The sequence below is a fragment of the Pantoea sp. nfd-35 genome, from assembly GCF_056892255.1.
In genome coordinates this window covers 3,386,641-3,402,347 of the sequence record NZ_CP122403.1, presented here as the reverse complement: position 1 = coordinate 3,402,347, position 15,707 = coordinate 3,386,641, and the positions used below count along the sequence as shown (strand labels likewise).

At 53.2% G+C, this 15,707-nt stretch carries 22 protein-coding genes; 15 read left to right on the top strand and 7 right to left on the bottom strand.

The features are described from left to right. Nucleotides 1–24 precede the first annotated feature (24 nt). Nucleotides 25–453, top strand: a complete 429-nt coding sequence (locus P9J57_RS15925; protein WP_014606475.1) for an OsmC family protein — start codon at nucleotides 25–27, stop codon at nucleotides 451–453. 329 nt (nucleotides 454–782) lie between these two features. Here the strand turns inward: P9J57_RS15925 and P9J57_RS15920 are convergent, their stop codons facing one another. Further along, nucleotides 783–1,013 carry a hypothetical protein gene (locus tag P9J57_RS15920; protein ID WP_014606474.1) on the bottom strand — a complete coding sequence of 77 codons (231 nt, stop codon included), beginning with the start codon at nucleotides 1,011–1,013 and terminating at the stop codon, nucleotides 783–785. A 98-nt stretch (nucleotides 1,014–1,111) separates the two neighbouring features. Next, nucleotides 1,112–1,291 (bottom strand): hypothetical protein, encoded by a 180-nt coding sequence (locus P9J57_RS15915; RefSeq protein WP_013024819.1) that lies wholly within the window; start codon nucleotides 1,289–1,291, stop codon nucleotides 1,112–1,114. A gap of 411 nt (nucleotides 1,292–1,702) precedes the next feature. Between P9J57_RS15915 and P9J57_RS15910 the strand changes: the two genes are divergently transcribed. From P9J57_RS15910 to P9J57_RS15895, 4 genes are all read left to right on the top strand, one after another. Next, a complete protein-coding gene (locus P9J57_RS15910; RefSeq protein ID WP_015700865.1) occupies nucleotides 1,703–2,011 on the top strand; it encodes a PTS sugar transporter subunit IIB in 309 nt (102 codons plus the stop codon). An 83-nt stretch (nucleotides 2,012–2,094) separates the two neighbouring features. Then, nucleotides 2,095–3,399, top strand: coding sequence for a PTS cellobiose transporter subunit IIC (locus P9J57_RS15905; RefSeq protein ID WP_014606472.1), 1,305 nt, complete (start codon nucleotides 2,095–2,097; stop codon nucleotides 3,397–3,399). Between the two features lie 3 nt (nucleotides 3,400–3,402). Continuing rightward, nucleotides 3,403–3,717, top strand: a complete 315-nt coding sequence (locus P9J57_RS15900; protein WP_013024822.1) for a PTS lactose/cellobiose transporter subunit IIA — start codon at nucleotides 3,403–3,405, stop codon at nucleotides 3,715–3,717. Nucleotides 3,718–3,730: 13 nt separating this feature from the next. Next, nucleotides 3,731–5,161: a glycoside hydrolase family 1 protein gene (locus tag P9J57_RS15895; RefSeq protein ID WP_019106660.1), complete on the top strand. Its 1,431-nt coding sequence runs from the start codon at nucleotides 3,731–3,733 to the stop codon at nucleotides 5,159–5,161. Between the two features lie 25 nt (nucleotides 5,162–5,186). Here P9J57_RS15895 and P9J57_RS15890 read toward each other — a convergent pair whose 3' ends face one another. Continuing rightward, the gene (locus tag P9J57_RS15890) at nucleotides 5,187–6,200 is read right to left on the bottom strand and encodes a LacI family DNA-binding transcriptional regulator (RefSeq protein ID WP_019106659.1); all 1,014 of its coding nucleotides are present in this window, start codon (nucleotides 6,198–6,200) and stop codon (nucleotides 5,187–5,189) included. Between the two features lie 94 nt (nucleotides 6,201–6,294). After that, on the bottom strand, nucleotides 6,295–6,942 hold the full coding sequence (locus P9J57_RS15885; RefSeq protein WP_024472063.1) for a CPBP family intramembrane glutamic endopeptidase: 648 nt from the start codon (nucleotides 6,940–6,942) through the stop codon (nucleotides 6,295–6,297). A gap of 520 nt (nucleotides 6,943–7,462) precedes the next feature. On the opposite strand from P9J57_RS15885, the gene P9J57_RS15880 reads away from it, so the two are divergent. Continuing rightward, the gene (locus tag P9J57_RS15880; RefSeq protein WP_019106658.1) at nucleotides 7,463–7,759 is read left to right on the top strand and encodes an I78 family peptidase inhibitor; all 297 of its coding nucleotides are present in this window, start codon (nucleotides 7,463–7,465) and stop codon (nucleotides 7,757–7,759) included. A gap of 208 nt (nucleotides 7,760–7,967) precedes the next feature. Next, on the top strand, nucleotides 7,968–8,288 hold the full coding sequence (locus P9J57_RS15875; protein WP_014606467.1) for a hypothetical protein: 321 nt from the start codon (nucleotides 7,968–7,970) through the stop codon (nucleotides 8,286–8,288). A gap of 12 nt (nucleotides 8,289–8,300) precedes the next feature. Here the strand turns inward: P9J57_RS15875 and P9J57_RS15870 are convergent, their stop codons facing one another. Beyond that, nucleotides 8,301–8,552: a biofilm development regulator YmgB/AriR family protein gene (locus P9J57_RS15870; protein WP_014606466.1), complete on the bottom strand. Its 252-nt coding sequence runs from the start codon at nucleotides 8,550–8,552 to the stop codon at nucleotides 8,301–8,303. A 387-nt stretch (nucleotides 8,553–8,939) separates the two neighbouring features. Between P9J57_RS15870 and P9J57_RS15865 the strand changes: the two genes are divergently transcribed. From P9J57_RS15865 to P9J57_RS15850, 4 genes are all read left to right on the top strand, one after another. Next, nucleotides 8,940–9,230 carry a hypothetical protein gene (locus P9J57_RS15865; RefSeq protein WP_483279289.1) on the top strand — a complete coding sequence of 97 codons (291 nt, stop codon included), beginning with the start codon at nucleotides 8,940–8,942 and terminating at the stop codon, nucleotides 9,228–9,230. A 145-nt stretch (nucleotides 9,231–9,375) separates the two neighbouring features. Then, on the top strand, nucleotides 9,376–9,630 hold the full coding sequence (gene iraP / locus P9J57_RS15860) for an anti-adapter protein IraP (protein WP_013024830.1): 255 nt from the start codon (nucleotides 9,376–9,378) through the stop codon (nucleotides 9,628–9,630). Nucleotides 9,631–9,749: 119 nt separating this feature from the next. After that, a complete protein-coding gene (locus tag P9J57_RS15855) occupies nucleotides 9,750–10,052 on the top strand; it encodes a PsiF family protein (RefSeq protein WP_014606464.1) in 303 nt (100 codons plus the stop codon). A 222-nt stretch (nucleotides 10,053–10,274) separates the two neighbouring features. Continuing rightward, a complete protein-coding gene (locus P9J57_RS15850; protein ID WP_014606463.1) occupies nucleotides 10,275–11,807 on the top strand; it encodes an FAD-dependent oxidoreductase in 1,533 nt (510 codons plus the stop codon). Between the two features lie 49 nt (nucleotides 11,808–11,856). Here the strand turns inward: P9J57_RS15850 and proC are convergent, their stop codons facing one another. Beyond that, the gene (gene proC, locus P9J57_RS15845) at nucleotides 11,857–12,669 is read right to left on the bottom strand and encodes a pyrroline-5-carboxylate reductase (protein WP_022622676.1); all 813 of its coding nucleotides are present in this window, start codon (nucleotides 12,667–12,669) and stop codon (nucleotides 11,857–11,859) included. 296 nt (nucleotides 12,670–12,965) lie between these two features. Here proC and P9J57_RS15840 point away from each other — a divergent pair, with 296 nt between their 5' ends. Further along, nucleotides 12,966–13,415, top strand: a complete 450-nt coding sequence (locus P9J57_RS15840) for a YaiI/YqxD family protein (protein WP_105088449.1) — start codon at nucleotides 12,966–12,968, stop codon at nucleotides 13,413–13,415. A 1-nt stretch (nucleotide 13,416) separates the two neighbouring features. Here the strand turns inward: P9J57_RS15840 and P9J57_RS15835 are convergent, their stop codons facing one another. Continuing rightward, nucleotides 13,417–14,136, bottom strand: a complete 720-nt coding sequence (locus tag P9J57_RS15835; RefSeq protein WP_022622675.1) for a DUF2076 domain-containing protein — start codon at nucleotides 14,134–14,136, stop codon at nucleotides 13,417–13,419. A gap of 282 nt (nucleotides 14,137–14,418) precedes the next feature. On the opposite strand from P9J57_RS15835, the gene aroL reads away from it, so the two are divergent. The 3 genes from aroL to ppnP all read left to right on the top strand — a co-directional run bounded on the left by aroL (nucleotide 14,419) and on the right by ppnP (nucleotide 15,689). Next, entirely contained in the window at nucleotides 14,419–14,943 is a 525-nt protein-coding gene (gene aroL, locus P9J57_RS15830; RefSeq protein ID WP_014593048.1) for a shikimate kinase AroL, read from the top strand. 111 nt (nucleotides 14,944–15,054) lie between these two features. Further along, entirely contained in the window at nucleotides 15,055–15,246 is a 192-nt protein-coding gene (locus tag P9J57_RS15825; protein ID WP_022622674.1) for a YaiA family protein, read from the top strand. A gap of 152 nt (nucleotides 15,247–15,398) precedes the next feature. Continuing rightward, nucleotides 15,399–15,689, top strand: coding sequence for a pyrimidine/purine nucleoside phosphorylase (gene ppnP / locus P9J57_RS15820; RefSeq protein ID WP_013024838.1), 291 nt, complete (start codon nucleotides 15,399–15,401; stop codon nucleotides 15,687–15,689). Nucleotides 15,690–15,707: the final 18 nt, after the last annotated feature.

Here is a 15,707-nt window from a genome sequence, read left to right as displayed (position 1 = left end):
TTCTTTACCAACAGGAGGAATGACATGACCATTCATAAGAAAGGCTCGGCGCATTGGGAAGGCGATATTAAAGGCAAAGGCACAGTCAGCACCGAGAGCGGCGTACTGAACCAACAGCCCTACGGCTTTAACACCCGCTTTGAAGGACAAAAAGGCACTAACCCAGAAGAGCTGATTGGTGCGGCACATGCGGCCTGTTTCTCTATGGCGCTGTCGCTGATGTTGGGTAACGCAGGCCATAAGCCTGAAAGCATCGATACCACTGCAGACGTCTCGCTGGATAAAAAAGGTGAAGGCTTCGCGATCACCAAAATCGCCTTAACCAGCACCGTTTCTCTGCCGGGCATTGATAACGACACCTTTGATGAAATCATCAATAAAGCCAAAGCAGGCTGTCCGGTTTCTCAGGTGCTGAATGCAGAAATCACGCTCGACTACACACTGAACAACTGACGACGATCATGCGTCACTTTTCGTGATGCAATCGGTCGTGATGTCATCAGTGATCGTGCCGAATTCAGATGCGCCTGCGGGCGCATCTTCGTGTGCTGCATCCAATCGTCGCAGGGGCAGGCGGTTCTGCAAAACACGGGAAAAGGCGGTTCGTCTTGCCAGTAACGCGTGACGTACTGTTGTCGAATGAGGGGACAGCGATAATATGCGCATGAAATCGTGGCTTTCTCGCCACAAGCTTGGTGTGCTGCTAATGGTGGTACTGCTGCTGGAGCTACTCTACTTTCTGCTTACCGCATCCTGGTTTCCCTGGAACGCCACCTGACACGTCAGGCATACATCTCTTCTCCACGCTTAGTCCGCACGTCGCTGCGCGCAATACGGTAAGCCTTACCGGGATCGCCCGCCACAAATTCAAATGTTGGCGAATAGTAGAACGGAAGCCAGCCGCCATAGGCGCTTTCCCATTCCCAGCGTACCGGACAGGGCCACAGAATGCCTTCATACAAAATGTAATAAACCCAACGCCCAGTTGGACGGCGGGGACGACTACTTTTCATGGGATTCACGACTGTGTTGGTGTAAAACAGCTTATATTTTGAACGCTAAACGGCATCCTTGCAATGTTGTCTGCCTGTTTTTGTGTCCTTGCACCTGTTCAGTTATCTGAACGATGCACTTCACCACAAAGCAGCACCACGTTTGGGCGGACTTTATGAATGCGGTTTGCCATGACTTCACAGGCGGCTTTCGTTGGATAGATGCGCTCCGACACCGGCAACGCTTCACAGGCATCATGTCCACAGGCGCTCACCAACAATACAAAACCAATCAACATAACCGACTCCTTCTCCCGGTTCGCACATCACGAAATGGATGAGTGTTCCTTTTTTATAAAACCAGTATAGCTAATTGCCGTCGGGGCACTCATCACGCTGGACGGTATCGGATTGCTCTGACGCATTATAAGGCTTGCGCGCCTGAACAGCAGTGAAATCTTATTGTTAACAGCACGCGCAGCCACGTCGTCGCGTTAATTTCTGACGCCGCAACCCCATCGATTTTTATCTCTGCCGTGACGATGTTCAGGGTCAGAAAATGATCGCGCCTGTTGAAGGGTTTATTGCTCAACAGCGATGCCGGTACGTTTTGATATTTCTCACACTTCTGACATGCAAATCTGAAACCGGTTGCAGAAAATCTTTACCCTGTGTATTCGTTAATCATTCATCACACGGAGGAATTAACAATGCCAAAGATTTTGCTGTGCTGCGCCGCCGGAATGTCCACCAGTATGGTGGTACAGAAAATGGAAAAAGCCGCTAAAGAACAAGGCATAGCGGTAGAGATAAAAGCTGTGGGAATTGAAGAGTTTACTGATCTTATTGCCGACTATGACTGCTGCCTGCTGGGGCCGCAAATTAAATATAAGCTGGCGGATTTTGAGCCTGTCGCCCAACAACACAGTAAACCCATCGCAGTGATTAACAGCATGGATTACGGAATGATGAAGGGTGAAAAGATATTAAGTGATGCACTTAAGCTTATTCATCCCTGATGAGTAAGAAACTGAAAAATATATCGCAGGCCTGTATTTGCCTGTGCAGCGTTATTCTCGTTTTCCTGAGCAGGAGTTAAGGGATGAGCCGCTTAAGCGAATCGTTATTCGGCGTTATCGAAAACCGCATCAGTCCGCTGGCGGGGCGCCTCTCCAGCCAGCGCCACGTCATCGCCATCCGCGATGGATTTATTGCCTCAATGCCGTTTCTGATTGTGGGTTCCTTCATGCTGCTGTTTGCGCATCCTCCTTTTTCGGCAGACAGCAGTTGGGCCTTCGCACAGTGGTGGCTCGGCATGGTCAAGGCACATGAAGAACAAATCATGATGCCGTACAACATGACGATGGGCATTATGGCGCTCTATATCGCCAGTGCTATCGCCTACAACCTGGCAAACAGCTATAAGATGAACGGCTTCATGGCGGCCAGCCTGTCGCTGATGGCGTTTCTGGTCGTGGCCGCACCGCAAACGGGCAAAATGCTGCCGGTAGGATCGCTGGGCGGGGAGGGGATTTTTACCGCCATTCTGGTCGCGCTTTTTGCCACGGAGCTGATGCACTTTTTGCAGAAACACAACATCGGCTTTAAATTACCCGAACAGGTGCCGCCGAAAATTCGTCAGTCCTTTGACCTGCTCATTCCCATCATTACCATCTTTATTACCTTATTTCCGCTTAGCCTGTGGGTACAGGCACAGTTTGGCATGCTGCTGCCGCAGGCCATCATGGCGATCTTCTCTCCGATCATCTCCGCCTCGGATTCACTGCCCGCCGTGCTGGTCGCCGTCCTGCTGTGCCACCTGTTGTGGTTCGCAGGCATTCACGGTGCCGTGATTGTCGGCGGGATTTTGCAGGCCTTCTGGCTGACCAATCTCGGCCTGAACCAGCAGGCACTGAATGCGGGTGAGCCTGTCAGCCATGTGTTTATCGAACCCTTTTGGCAGTTTTTTATCGTGATTGGCGGTTCCGGTTCCACCATGGGGCTGGTATTACTTTATTTGCGAAGCCAGTCTGCCCATCTGCGCTCCATTGGCAAACTCAGCATCGTGCCCAGTATGTTCAATATCAACGAGCCGGTTATTTTTGGCTCGCCCGTCGTCATGAACCCCATTCTGTTTATTCCCTTCGTTCTTGCTCCCTTGGTCAATGCCGTCATTGCCTGGGTCGCCACTAAAACCAATCTGATTAACCACGTCATCTCGCTGGCACCGTGGACCACGCCCGCCCCAATTGGTGCGGCCTGGTCAACCGGCTGGGACTGGCGCGTCATCGTGCTGATTGCCGTCCTGGTGACGATTGCCACGTTGATTTACTACCCGTTTTTTAAAATGTACGAGCGTCAACTGCTGCAGCAGGAACTGAGTGCAGCACAACCGGTAAAGGAGTAATGCATGGAAATCGATGAAAGCACGGTAATCGAACTGATTATTCAGGCGGGCGAAGCGCGCTCCTGCTCGATGGAAGCGTTGCGTGCAGCTCGTCAGCAAAACTGGGAACGAGCAGACAGCATGCTGACCGCCGCGACGGCGGCGGCAAAGGCGGCGCATCAGATACAGACCCGGCTCATCGGTGCTGATGAGGGCAGCGGAAAAATCCCGGTCAACCTGATTATGGTTCACGCCCAGGATCACCTGATGAACGCGATGCTTTGCCGCGAGCTGGCAGAAGAAATTATTCAACTGCGTCGGGAGCTTGCCGCACGTTAAAAAAGGAGATTTTATGCAACATTCGACACTGACCGCATTTCCGGACGGTTTTCTCTGGGGCGCCTCGACCTCGGCATATCAGGTGGAGGGCGGATGGGATGCAGATGGTAAAGGGCCGTCGGTTATCGACAAAGCCACGTTCAGCCAGGCAATTACGGATTTTACCGTTTGCAGTGACCACTACCACCGCTTTAAAGAGGATATCGCCCTGCTGGCGGAAATGGGACTAAAAACCTACCGCTTCTCCATCGCCTGGAGCCGTCTTTATCCTGAAGGCGACGGCGCGTTAAACGAGGCGGGCGTGGCCTTTTACCAGCAGTTAATTGATGAAATTTGCCGGCACGGTATTACACCGCTGGTCACGCTTTATCACTTCGATCTGCCCTGGGCCCTGCAGCAGGACGGAGGCTGGTCTTCTCGCCGCACGGTAGCGGCATTTGAACGTTTTGCCATTACCTGTTTTGAGCAGTTTGGCAGCCAGGTCAAATATTGGCTGACCATCAACGAACAGAACATGATGATCCTGAAAGGCGACGTGATCGGGACGTTACCGCCTGGCACCGCCGATCCACAGAAAACCCTGTATCAGCAAAATCACCACATGATGCTGGCGCAGGCAAAGGCGATGATTGCCTGCCACGAACGCTTGCCAGACGCTAAAATTGGCCCGGCACCGAATATTTCCTGCGTCTATGCGGCAAGCTCGCGGCCAGAGGATGTGCTGGCGGCGGACAATTTCTCTGCAATCCGAAACTGGCTCTATCTGGATTTAGCCGTTCACGGGCGCTACAACCCTGTGGTATGGGCTTTCTTAAAACAACGCGGCTGGCTTCCGACGATCGAGGATGAGGATATGGCCATCATCGCTGCCGGTCAGCCCGATTTTATCGCCTTTAACTATTATGCTTCGGCCACCGTCGGGGCAGAGGGCGAACATCATGACCCCGACAGTCGGCCCCATGCCGATCAGCAAATGGCCGGCATCGACCGCTCCGTCTACGTGGGCTGTAATAATCCGCATCTGCAGCAAAATCAGTTTGGCTGGTATATCGATCCGGTAGGCTTTCGCATTACCGCGCGCCAGATTTATGCACGTTACGCCTTGCCGCTCATCGTTACCGAAAATGGCTTAGGGGCGTTTGATACCCTGGCGGCCGACAACAAGGTGCATGATGATTACCGTATCGACTATCTGCGTGAGCATATCGCTCAGCTGCAGCTGGCCATTGCCGATGGCGTCGAGCTGTTCGGTTATTGCCCGTGGTCTGCTATTGATCTGGTGAGTACCCATCAGGGCATCAGCAAACGTTACGGATTTATTTATGTGAACCGCGATGAAAAAGCGTTAAAGGACCTGGCACGCTACCGCAAAAAAAGCTTCTTTTGGTATCAGAAGCTGATTCGCAGTAACGGCGCAACGCTGAACGCGTCGGTGGACTACTGAGACCGCGCGGCAGGGATGCCGCGACTTACCGCTTATGAGGCCCGTCCGTGACCGAGGCGCGCTCAATCAGATGGCCGCTAAAGGGCGGCAAGGCTTCCACCTCCTGACCTTCCAGCATGGCGACCAGCTGCGCCAGCGTGTGCTGAATCATTTCTGCGACCGGCACATGCACGGTGGTCAGCGGCGGCAGGAAAAACTCGGCCATACGGATATCATCAAATCCCAGCAGAGAAACATCCTGTGGCAGCCGTTTTCCCGCGGCGTGAAGCGCCAGCGCGGCCCCGATTGCCATGTCATCGTTACTCGCCATCAGGGCGCTGAATGTCACGCCCGCGTCCAGCAGCTGCTTTGCCGCCGCCATCCCACTGGCCGGCGTCCACGCGCCCTGCACGATGCAGGCCCTGTCCGCAAGCCCCTGCTCAGCCAGGGCCTGCTCATAACCTGCCAGGCGAGCGGCAGCGGTAGGAGAACCCGTCATACCACGAATAAAGGCAATGTCGTGATGCCCGCGCGCGATCAGATAACGCGTCGCCTGAAAGGTATTGTGCTGATGTGTAGCCCAGACACAGTGGGCCGGATGACGCGGCAGCTGGCGATTCACCACCATAATTGGGATATCGTGCTGCTCGATAATGGCATCCAGTGCCTCGGTGTCCAGAAAGCGGGGATAGATAATGATCGCGTCACAGCGCAGGTCGAGCAGAAACTCAATTGCGGCGCGCTCGTCGTCCGCGCAGGTTTTGCCATCAGCCAGAATTAACTGGCGACCGTAGTTATTGGTCAGGGTGGCAGCCTGAAACAGCAGCTCGCTGAAGTAGGGGCCGTTAAAAAGCGAGTGGGTAACAATTAAGCCAATATTTTGGGACTTTTGCGTGGCCAGGCTGCGCGCCAGCAGATTGGGGCGATAACCGGTTTCGGCAATGGCCTGATAGACCTTTTGCTGCGTACTTTTACTGACGTAACGATTTCCCGCCAGCACGCGCGAGACGGTGGCTTTAGAAACTCCGGCCTTGCGGGCCACATCCAGCATGGTAATCATTGGCTTACAGACCATCCATCCCTGTGTTTAAAAAAGGATACTAGCTGATTTTTCGCAGGTTATTGACGGAGGGGCAATAAAAAAATGATGCCTGTCAGGCGAAATACCAGGCGGGCAGGATAGCAATCAGGTTGTTCAGCGTATGAAGAAAGACCGGCAAGGCCAGCGAATTGCTGCGCAGGCGGGCATAGCAAAGCAGCAGAGAGAAGAGCGTCAGCGCTACCACGGTTTCCCAGTGAACATACTGCGTATGCATCAGCGCAAAGAGCAGGGAGGTCAGTAGCATGCAGGCAAAACGGCTGTTGGGTGCCCAGAGCAGAAAGCCCTGCAACAAAAAGCCGCGAAACAGCACTTCTTCAAATACCGGGGCCAGCAAGACGGCGGTGAGCAACAGGATAAGCATCGAGCTGCGTCCCTGCTGCGTTTGCGCGACCAGCCAGCCTTCAGGCTGTAAGTACTGGGTTTGCGCCGCCATTAAAATAAACAGGGCGCCAATAAAAAGTAACGTCTGACCTGAGCGTAAAAAGCCCAATGGAATATCCGTACGACGCTGGCAGTAGAACCGATACAGCGGATAGATGACCGCAAACTCGAACAGGCAGAGTACAGGCACCAGCAAACCGTCATTACGCAGAATACCGTAATTTGGAAACAGGGTAATCAGCATGGTAATGAGGTAATAGACAACAAAGCTGCCGACATAAAACAGTGTCAGCGTCACTCTGTCGGAATTGGTGTTCATAGGCGACCCAGCCAGCGATGATAAACGCATAGTAGCAACGCGTCGGATCGCTGTCGAGAGAGCGTACGATACAATATTTTTTTTTCAACGCCGTCAGGGCGTTATGCCGGTTTGATGTGCATGGATTCAGGGGGCAAACCCACCGTCAGAGAGGGTTGCAACAGGCTGCCAGACGCTTGCGCTGCAGCCTGAAAAAAAGACGTGCAGCACCAAGGGCATGATGACTGGCTAGCGGATGCTGACCGCGATCAGGGTCAACAAGAGGGCAAAGCTAATAAAAAGGATCAGTTCCACTCGCGCTTCCTCAATAACTCATCGTGTCATGGGTGATTCCGCAAATACTATCAGAGGCTTCTCGCGGTAATTTTAGCCAGCAAGTGCGATTCATCTGTCAATAACCGCATTCCCTAGCATTTAATCCCTGGTATTGTGCGGTAAGTTTGATTTTAGCGGTTCATACCTGCTGACAGGCTTGTTACTCTTCGGAGTCAGGTTTTACACGTCCATGAGGAGAAAACACGTGAATCATTATGGAAAAGCGCTGGCGGCCGCCGGTTTTTTACTGCTGACGGGCTGCCAGTCGGCCACACAATCCGACAAGGCCGCCGTGCCGCTGGATGCGCAGGCGGACAGCTGTGGCGCATCTCAGTATCAACACTTTGTGGGCAAGCCGTTGTCTGCCATCGATAATCAGCGTTTCACGCAAAAAGTGCGTGCCATCCCGTGGAATTCAGCGGTAACGATGGACTTTAATTTCACCCGTCTGAACTTTATGGCCGACAAAAGCGGTAATATCAGCCGTGTCTATTGCGGTTAAGTGGCAAATAAACAGCGCATTGTCATAGAGTTGTCATGGCGTCAGGCGAAGATAACGCCTGTACCCTGTGGGTAGGCGATAACCGTTATCGATCGGTTCAATCAACAGGGTAAGGATTTCCTCGTTACATCAATATGCAATGCTCGTCTTGTTTATTCCCGCTCAGGCGGGAATTTTTTTCTGGTTAAGCCCGAAGAAGGAGCAACGCATGGAATATTTCCAGAGGATTTCAGTCTTATTTTTGCTGCTGGTCAGCCCGGTTGCTCTGGCTTCAAGCCCGGAGGCATGGCAGAAAAGCCAGCAGGTGATGCGGCAGGCGTGCATCAACGCCAGCACCTTAAGCAAGGCAAAAGTACTGGGTCAGGTTGTCGAGTACGATGACAGCGTAGGCTACAGCGCGTTACTGCTTGAAGGGCTCTATCCGCAGAAGCACATGAAAAACCGCCGGGGACGAGAGCTTTGCCTGTTTCAGCGCAGCAGCGGTCGGGCCAGCGTAAGCGAGGCCAACCAGTACCGGCTGGCGAAGTAGGTTAACAGCGGCTCACTCGTGGGGCCGCGCCTCCATCAGCCGGGCTAACAGGGCACGATAGCGTTGCAGGCGTTGCTCATCCCCTTCAAATTCCAGCTTATTGATCACGCGTGCGATAACGGCTTTATTGGTCGTGGGCTGCCCGGCTTCCATCAGTTCCCGCATAATAACGGCCAGCAAATCCGACTCTGGCGGGACATTCCAGTCCGGGCTGTTGAAATAATCGGTGATAGCACGGCTGGCGCTGTTAGATTGCACTCTCATTCTCCATCTCCGCAAACAGACAGCCCGCCCGGTACGCGAATGCGCAGCAGGCAGAGTCAGGTGAGTTAGTGGCTCCCGATATGCACGGCAAGGGTTTAATCGGGCGCATTACGTTGATCAGAACGACCCACGTCCCGCACGAATCTGGCGGTTTTTTAAACATAGGTCTGCCGTTACGTCTTGTCAGTAACAACCTGAAATATTTTTCAAATGTGATGAGTGATTTTCAAATAATGCCGACAGGGTTTTAGCACGTAGTTAACTGATTAATAAGTTTATTGTTACCGCAGATAAACTCCAGAGCGGAGGCAAAAAAATCGTGCTTATCTCGGTAAACGTCGCCCGACACACGCGTAGTGTGAAGAGGAAATCTGCAGGGTTCGTGGCATGGGACTGCGGGATCTGACCTTTCGAAAGGCGGTGACGCTGAAAGATTTCCTGCCATGTCTCTCCGTGTCCAGAGAAGCGTCTGATACGCTTTGCCAGTTAAATGCAGAACGTGCTGGCAGCAAAAACAAGGCATTTATCGACGCTTACCATGATGACAAATCCGTGGCCAGAGAAGCGTCAGATACGCTTTGCCAGTTAAGAGCAGAACGTGCTGGCAGCAAAAACAGGGCATTTATCGACGCTTACCATGATGACAAAATGGTGACGCCTCGCTTGTCAGTAGAATAAAAACGTTTCGCTCATAATAAATGAAATAAGATAACACCGCACTCGCGCTGTTATTTTAATGTGCTGATAAACAGAATAAAAAATTCCTTTTTTTTTATTCTGGCGGGTGATATTTTTTTCTTCACCCTGCTGAAGAGGCACCGGCATGAAAAATCTGATTGCTGAGCTATTAATTACGCTGGCAGAAAAAGAAGAAGCGTCTAAAGAGCAGGTCGTGCAGATCGAAGCGCTGGAACTTGTGATCACCGCAATGCTGCGCATGATGCCGCCTGAGCAGCATCAGTCCCTCGTCAACAGCATTGATACGGCCATGATTCATGCCGAAGTGGATCACAACGATCACAATGCCGCGTTATTAAAAAACGCTGTCACCCGATTACTTCACCGGCCCCACAGCTGAAATCACGCCGATCTCCAGAATAAAAGTGCGATCTCTGTATTATTCCAAAGCAAAAGTCGTCTGATTCTTTTCTGGCATGCCAGAATAAATACTGTCTTTATCACAACGGAGTGAAAACAATGAAAGGCAATATCCTGATGATAGTCCTGGCAGGAATAATGATGAGCAGCCACGCCAGCGCAGCAGATAAAACGCCGCAGCAGCAAAAAATGGCGATGTGTAATGAACATGCCAGCAGCCAATCGTTAAAAGGCGATGTGCGTAAGCAATTTATGAGCGATTGCCTGAAGAAAGACAGCAAAGTCGCGGACATGTCACCGCAACAAATAAAAATGAAAACCTGTAATCTCCAGGCCGGAGATAAAAAGCTGACCGGTGACGCACGTAAAACCTTTATGAGTCAATGCCTCAAAAAAAGCTAAGACTCAGCCGGCCATTTCGGTGGCCGCCTCCTCTCTTCGCCTGCCATCAGTGCGCTGCAGCACGCTTTTAATTACTGAAGAAACAGATGATTAGCGAAAAAAATCGCCATTGAGGCGCAAGCTTTTCCAATCCTTTGCCACACTTACTGTTTATAAGGGATTGCGCCGCGCGCGTGCGGGCGCGGTGCTTTTACCCGTGACGGTTGGAAAAGGAGCCATGTCGTGAACTATCAATTTGTTATTGCTCTCAAGGATTTACCGCAACGTCAGCCGGTTAAAAAAAAGCTGGGTGAAACAGAGTTTTTACTCATCCGTGAGGCTGACAGCGTCCAGGCTTTCCAGGCAAAATGCCCTCATGCAGGCGCGCCGCTTGAGCAGGGCGCTATCTGCGGCGACAGGCTCATCTGTCCCTGGCATAAAGCGGCGTTTGAACTGAGCAGCGGTAAAATGTGCGAGCCGCTGGCGCTGGCCGACCTGAAACAGTATCCCGTTCGCATCGAAAATGGCCAGATTCTGGTTAACCCTAAAGCGATGTCGCCTGCTTCGCCAGTGGGCAGCGGTGCCAGCGCCCCGGTCTTTGTGGTACTGGGCGGGGGCGCGGCCGGGAGTGCGGCACTGTGGCGATTACGCCACGACGGCTTTAAGGGCCGCCTGGTGTTGGTAGAGAGTGAGCCTGAAGCCCCTTACGACCGCACGGCGCTGACGAAATTTGTTCCCTCAGGCAAAATGGATATCGATGATGTGCCATCGCTGCTTGGCAGTGACATACTCGATCACGTCGAGCGCATCCAAAAGCGCGTTGAGCGAGTTGATAATGAGGCGCACCGTCTGGTGTTTGCCGACGATAGCACGTTGCAGTTCGATAAATTATTAATTGCAACGGGCGCAGAACCTGTCAAGCCGTCGCTTGCCGGCGCTGATTTAGCGGGCGTACATATTCTGCGCAACAAGCAGCATACCGCGTCCCTGCTAGCGGCCGTCGATCGAAGTCAGCAGATTGTGATTATCGGTAACAGCTTTATTGGCATGGAGCTGGCCTCGTCGCTGCGTAACCGTGACGTTGAGGTGACCGTCATCGCACGTCACGCGCTGCCGTTTGCGGCGCAGTTTGGTGAGGCGATCGGCCGTTATTTCCATCAACTGCATCAGGCTAACGGCGTAACATTTGTGGAAGGTGAGATTGCGTCGCTTCAGGGCGAAAACCACGTGACGGGCGTGCGGTTAAAAACCGGTCAGCAGATCGCTGCCGATGTGGTGCTGTTCGCTACCGGCGTTAAACCGGCCACCTCGTTTATTCACGACCTGCCGCGGGTTGAAGATGGCAGCCTGCAAACGGATGAGCAGCTACGCGTGGCAGAAAACGTCTGGGTAGCCGGCGATATTGCAACCTATCCTTCCGCCCAGGGGCCGCTGCGCATCGAGCATTTTCGCGTGGCAGAGCAGCAGGGCCAGACCGCAGCAATGAACATGCTGGGAAATATTCATCACTATGACCGCGTGCCGTTTTTCTGGACCGCGCATTATGGTACCCGCTATGAATATATTGGTCATGCCACAGACTGGGACGACTACCAGCAGGTGGGATCGCTGGAAGAGAAAACGTTTATGGCCTTTTACGGCAAGGAAGGGCGGCTGGCTGCGGTTTTCTCGTGTGGACTCTACACGCTGACCGCCGCGCTGGTCGAAAAGATGCAGGAGCCCATGACGATGGAACAGGCACTGGCATGGTATCAGGCCCACCATTCTGCACAATAATGGGCCCGCAAAACCGTCTGGCAAACGGCATGTTTGCCAGACATATCGGTTAACTGCGGCTCAGCTTGTTCGACTTCGCCATGCACTGCTGCATGGCTTCGATCACGGCTGAACGGAAGCCTTTTTCTTCCAGCACTTTCACCGCTTCAATGGTGGTGCCGCCGGGCGAGCAGACCATATCTTTCAACTCACCGGGGTGTTTACCCGTTTCCAGCACCATCTGTGCGGAGCCTTTCACGGCCTGGGCCGCAAACCGGTAAGCCTGCGCGCGCGGCATGCCGCCCGCCACGGCGGCATCGGCCATGGCTTCAATAAACATAAACACGTAAGCCGGAGCTGAACCACTGACGCCAACCACCGAGTGGATCAGGTATTCATCGACGACCGCCGCCTGACCAAAGCTCTCAAATATCGCGACCACTTCATCGGTCTCGCTCTGTTCAACCAGCACGTTGGGCGTAACGGAGGTCATGCCTTCACCGACCAGGGAAGGGGTGTTTGGCATTGCGCGAATGATCTTACGATCGTGCCCCAGCACGGAAGCCAGGTTATCCAGCGTCACGCCCGCGGCAATTGAAACGACTACTGCCTCTTTTTTCAGGCTGTTAGCCAGTTCTTTCAGCACTTTGAGGATCACATTGGGTTTGACCGCACCAAACAGAATATCCACGTGCTGGGCCAGCGCTTCCGCACTCTCCGCGGCGTTAATACCGTACTGTTCGGCCATTTGCTGATTGGTGCTCGGTTTGCGGTCGTAAATCCAGATAGCTGACGGTGTCATTTGCCCGCTGTTTATCAGCCCGCCAATGATGGCTTTTGCCATGTTGCCACCGCCAATAAATCCGATTTTCTTTTCCAGCATCACCGTCTCCTTTCCTGTTTTCACCGTTATCAACGCTGTAGCTTACTGCAGACAGGATTAATAACAAGTTAGCGGTAACGCACGGCGGCCGGTGCCAGAGAGCAAAAGAGAGTGATGGCGGCACGTTTTTGTGGTGAACGCGCGTTGAGCACTCCCTTCATCGTTGACGATATTCGGGGGGCTGACGTGCGTTCTGAACGCGAGATCTGGCCATAGCGGAAGCCGGGGAATTTTACTTAACCCCGTTTTGCAAAACAGGTTAACATCGTCGCTATTTTCCAGAATAAGGAACACCAATGTCTATCTGGGTCGATTCGGACGCCTGCCCAAACGTCATAAAAGACGTGCTGTACCGGGCGGCGGACAGAACGCAAACCATGGTCACCTTTGTTGCGAATCAATTTTTACGCGTACCGCCATCGCCCTGGTTGCGCACGCTACAGGTGCCGGCTGGGTTTGATGTTGCCGATAATGAAATCGTGAAGCGTGTGCAGGCTGGCGATTTGGTGATTACGGCAGATATTCCCTTGGCCGCAGAGGTGATTGAAAAAGGGGCGTCGGCGCTGAATCCGCGCGGGGAACGGTATTCACCTGCCACCATACGCGAGCGGTTGACGATGCGTGATTTTATGGACACGATGCGCGCCAGCGGCGTACAGACAGGCGGTCCCGCCGCCATGAGCCCGCGGGACCGCCAGCAGTTTGCCAATGAACTAGACAGCTGGCTAAGACAGCGACAACGTTAAATCAAACAAAACTGTCGTCGTCATCGTAATCATTGCCGCCGAAGTCATTCAGATCGCCATTGTCGGCATAGGTGTCACTCCAGCCGTTGCTTTGATCCAGGAAGGACTGATTGTCGGCACCTGTTCCCTGATCGAGAAACGACTGATCGTTCCCGCCATTAAAGGTATTCAGGCTGTCATCGACCTGAGGCAGCGACTGGGGTTCGTTAATGATGTTAACGATCTCTTCCGGCTGCGAGTGGTGGAACATGCTGGTCAGCATATCGGCCATGACCACACCGCCTGCTACGCCCACGGCGGTTTGCAGTGCGCCGCCCAGAAATCCGCTGCCACGGGGCGCAGGTGCGCTGGCATAGGGCTGCTGCGGCGGCTGTTGCGGTGCGCTGTTCCACTGGGGCGATGGCTGAGCCGGTTGGGCCTGCTGACTGCCGCCGCCAAACAGGCTGGATAAAAACCCGCCACTGCTTTTTGGCTGCTGCTGTTGCTGAGCCTGCTGCTGAGCCAGATGATTTTCCAGCTCCTGAACCCGCTCATTCAGTTTTTTAAGTGCCGCTTCCTGAATCAAAATGGCCTGAGCCATATAGTAGGGCGCGCCTGGTTGCGCCTGCAGGTGTTGTTTGATCAGTTGTTCGGCAGCAGCATCGCGTGCCGCAGTCTGGCTTTCAGCTTGTTTCAAACGGCTAAACAGATTTTCAATCAGTTCTTGTTCTTCGCGTTGCATGATGACTCTCCCGTTGCGACTGTTAACAGTATATGGGGGCGACGTGCAGCAATGTAAATTCGTGGCGGTAAGCAAATGTTGCTGACGTAAACTTTTTTACCCAATGCACAAAATGTGCATCGTTAACCTGCTGTATTTCTTTGTTTTTTTGCAATAGTGGGTGCAATCATGCGTAAAATACGCTCAATGGGTAGAGGACGAAATAAATTCCCGCTATGATGCGTCCTATTATTGAGCCTAACCTGCAGCTGTGATGGGCTGCGCGGCGGAGGAACTGCCCTGATGTCCTTGTCCATTTTTTTGATCGGTGCGCGCGGATGCGGAAAAACCACTATCGGTGAAGCCCTGTCTCATGCGCTGGGTTATGCGTTTCGCGATACCGATCATCACCTGCAATTCACGACGCAGCGTACCGTAGCGGAAATTGTGGCTGCGGAAGGATGGGAGAGCTTTCGTGCGCGTGAAACCGACTCGCTCAAAGCCGTAACCGCCCCGTCAACCATTATCGCCACCGGTGGCGGAATGGTGCTGGCGGAAGGTAATCGCCGTTATATGCGTGAGCACGGTCAGGTGATCTGGTTAAGTGCACCGCCTGATATCCTGGCCCGTCGTCTGGAAAGCCAGCCGGAAAATGCTCAGCGCCCCACGTTAACCGGACGCCCCATCGCGGAAGAAATGGGTGAAGTGCTGCGCGCCCGTGCGCACCTGTACCGTTCTGCCGCGCATCACGAGGTGAACGCCATGCTGGCACCTGAACGCGTCGTTGAACAGATCCTGCAGTCGTTATCTCTGGCGCGTGCCAGTTAACCCTCAGATTTATCCCGCTTTCGCCGTCCTTTCCGCCGTATTGACTATACTTATTCCATGGCAGGCAATCGCCTGTCGTGTGGAATGTCATTTAGCGAAGAGGGACACATTATGCCGACAAGACCTCCTTACCCCCGAGAAGCGCGCGTTGTCACTGTGGAAAAAGGCCCCGAAGGCAAAAAAGTGACGTCATGGCAACTGCGGGCCGACCATCCCAAGCCAGATTCGTTAATCAGCGAGCACGAATCAGAGCAGGAAGCGCATGATGCAAAAAATCGCTATGAAGATGTAGAAAAAGAGTAAGCCTCTGCTCTGGCAAGGAAGCCATTGATTTCCCCTGGTTCCCGCGGCAGCCATTGCCGCGCGGCGATCACAATCACTCACTATTTCGCGTGACAGATCAGCAAGTTCCCTTCTACACTGCCTGTCACCCTAATGTGCTGTGAGGAAGGTTTATGCTCAATGTAAGTGAGTATTTTGACGGAAAAGTTAAATCCATCGGTTTTGACAGTGCGAGCACCGGCCGTGCCAGCGTCGGTGTTATGGCAGAAGGTGAATACACGTTTGGCACCGCCCAACCGGAAGAGATGACCGTGGTAAGCGGCTCAATGAAAGTGTTGCTGCCGGGTGAGACAGAGTGGAAATGGTTTGAGGCGGGATCGGTGTTTAACGTACCGGGCCACAGCGAGTTTCATCTGCAGGTAGGCGAGCCGAGCGCATATCTTTGCCGCTATCTGAAAGACTAAGAAGAACGGCCGCAGGCA

Coding starts and splice junctions, on each gene's coding strand:
- P9J57_RS15890 (WP_019106659.1), bottom strand. CDS start 6,200: ATGATTACCATGCTGGATGTGGCCCGCAAGGCCGGAGTTTCTAAAGCC.
- P9J57_RS15910 (WP_015700865.1), top strand. CDS start 1,703: ATGCCAAAGATTTTGCTGTGCTGCGCCGCCGGAATGTCCACCAGTATG.
- P9J57_RS15825 (WP_022622674.1), top strand. CDS start 15,055: ATGCCGACAAGACCTCCTTACCCCCGAGAAGCGCGCGTTGTCACTGTG.
- proC (WP_022622676.1), bottom strand. CDS start 12,669: ATGCTGGAAAAGAAAATCGGATTTATTGGCGGTGGCAACATGGCAAAA.
- P9J57_RS15915 (WP_013024819.1), bottom strand. CDS start 1,291: ATGTTGATTGGTTTTGTATTGTTGGTGAGCGCCTGTGGACATGATGCC.
- P9J57_RS15895 (WP_019106660.1), top strand. CDS start 3,731: ATGCAACATTCGACACTGACCGCATTTCCGGACGGTTTTCTCTGGGGC.
- iraP (WP_013024830.1), top strand. CDS start 9,376: ATGAAAAATCTGATTGCTGAGCTATTAATTACGCTGGCAGAAAAAGAA.
- P9J57_RS15875 (WP_014606467.1), top strand. CDS start 7,968: ATGGAATATTTCCAGAGGATTTCAGTCTTATTTTTGCTGCTGGTCAGC.
- P9J57_RS15835 (WP_022622675.1), bottom strand. CDS start 14,136: ATGCAACGCGAAGAACAAGAACTGATTGAAAATCTGTTTAGCCGTTTG.
- P9J57_RS15840 (WP_105088449.1), top strand. CDS start 12,966: ATGTCTATCTGGGTCGATTCGGACGCCTGCCCAAACGTCATAAAAGAC.
- P9J57_RS15905 (WP_014606472.1), top strand. CDS start 2,095: ATGAGCCGCTTAAGCGAATCGTTATTCGGCGTTATCGAAAACCGCATC.
- P9J57_RS15865 (WP_483279289.1), top strand. CDS start 8,940: ATGGGACTGCGGGATCTGACCTTTCGAAAGGCGGTGACGCTGAAAGAT.
- P9J57_RS15900 (WP_013024822.1), top strand. CDS start 3,403: ATGGAAATCGATGAAAGCACGGTAATCGAACTGATTATTCAGGCGGGC.
- P9J57_RS15885 (WP_024472063.1), bottom strand. CDS start 6,942: ATGAACACCAATTCCGACAGAGTGACGCTGACACTGTTTTATGTCGGC.
- P9J57_RS15855 (WP_014606464.1), top strand. CDS start 9,750: ATGAAAGGCAATATCCTGATGATAGTCCTGGCAGGAATAATGATGAGC.
- ppnP (WP_013024838.1), top strand. CDS start 15,399: ATGCTCAATGTAAGTGAGTATTTTGACGGAAAAGTTAAATCCATCGGT.
- P9J57_RS15870 (WP_014606466.1), bottom strand. CDS start 8,552: ATGAGAGTGCAATCTAACAGCGCCAGCCGTGCTATCACCGATTATTTC.
- P9J57_RS15925 (WP_014606475.1), top strand. CDS start 25: ATGACCATTCATAAGAAAGGCTCGGCGCATTGGGAAGGCGATATTAAA.
- aroL (WP_014593048.1), top strand. CDS start 14,419: ATGTCCTTGTCCATTTTTTTGATCGGTGCGCGCGGATGCGGAAAAACC.
- P9J57_RS15920 (WP_014606474.1), bottom strand. CDS start 1,013: ATGAAAAGTAGTCGTCCCCGCCGTCCAACTGGGCGTTGGGTTTATTAC.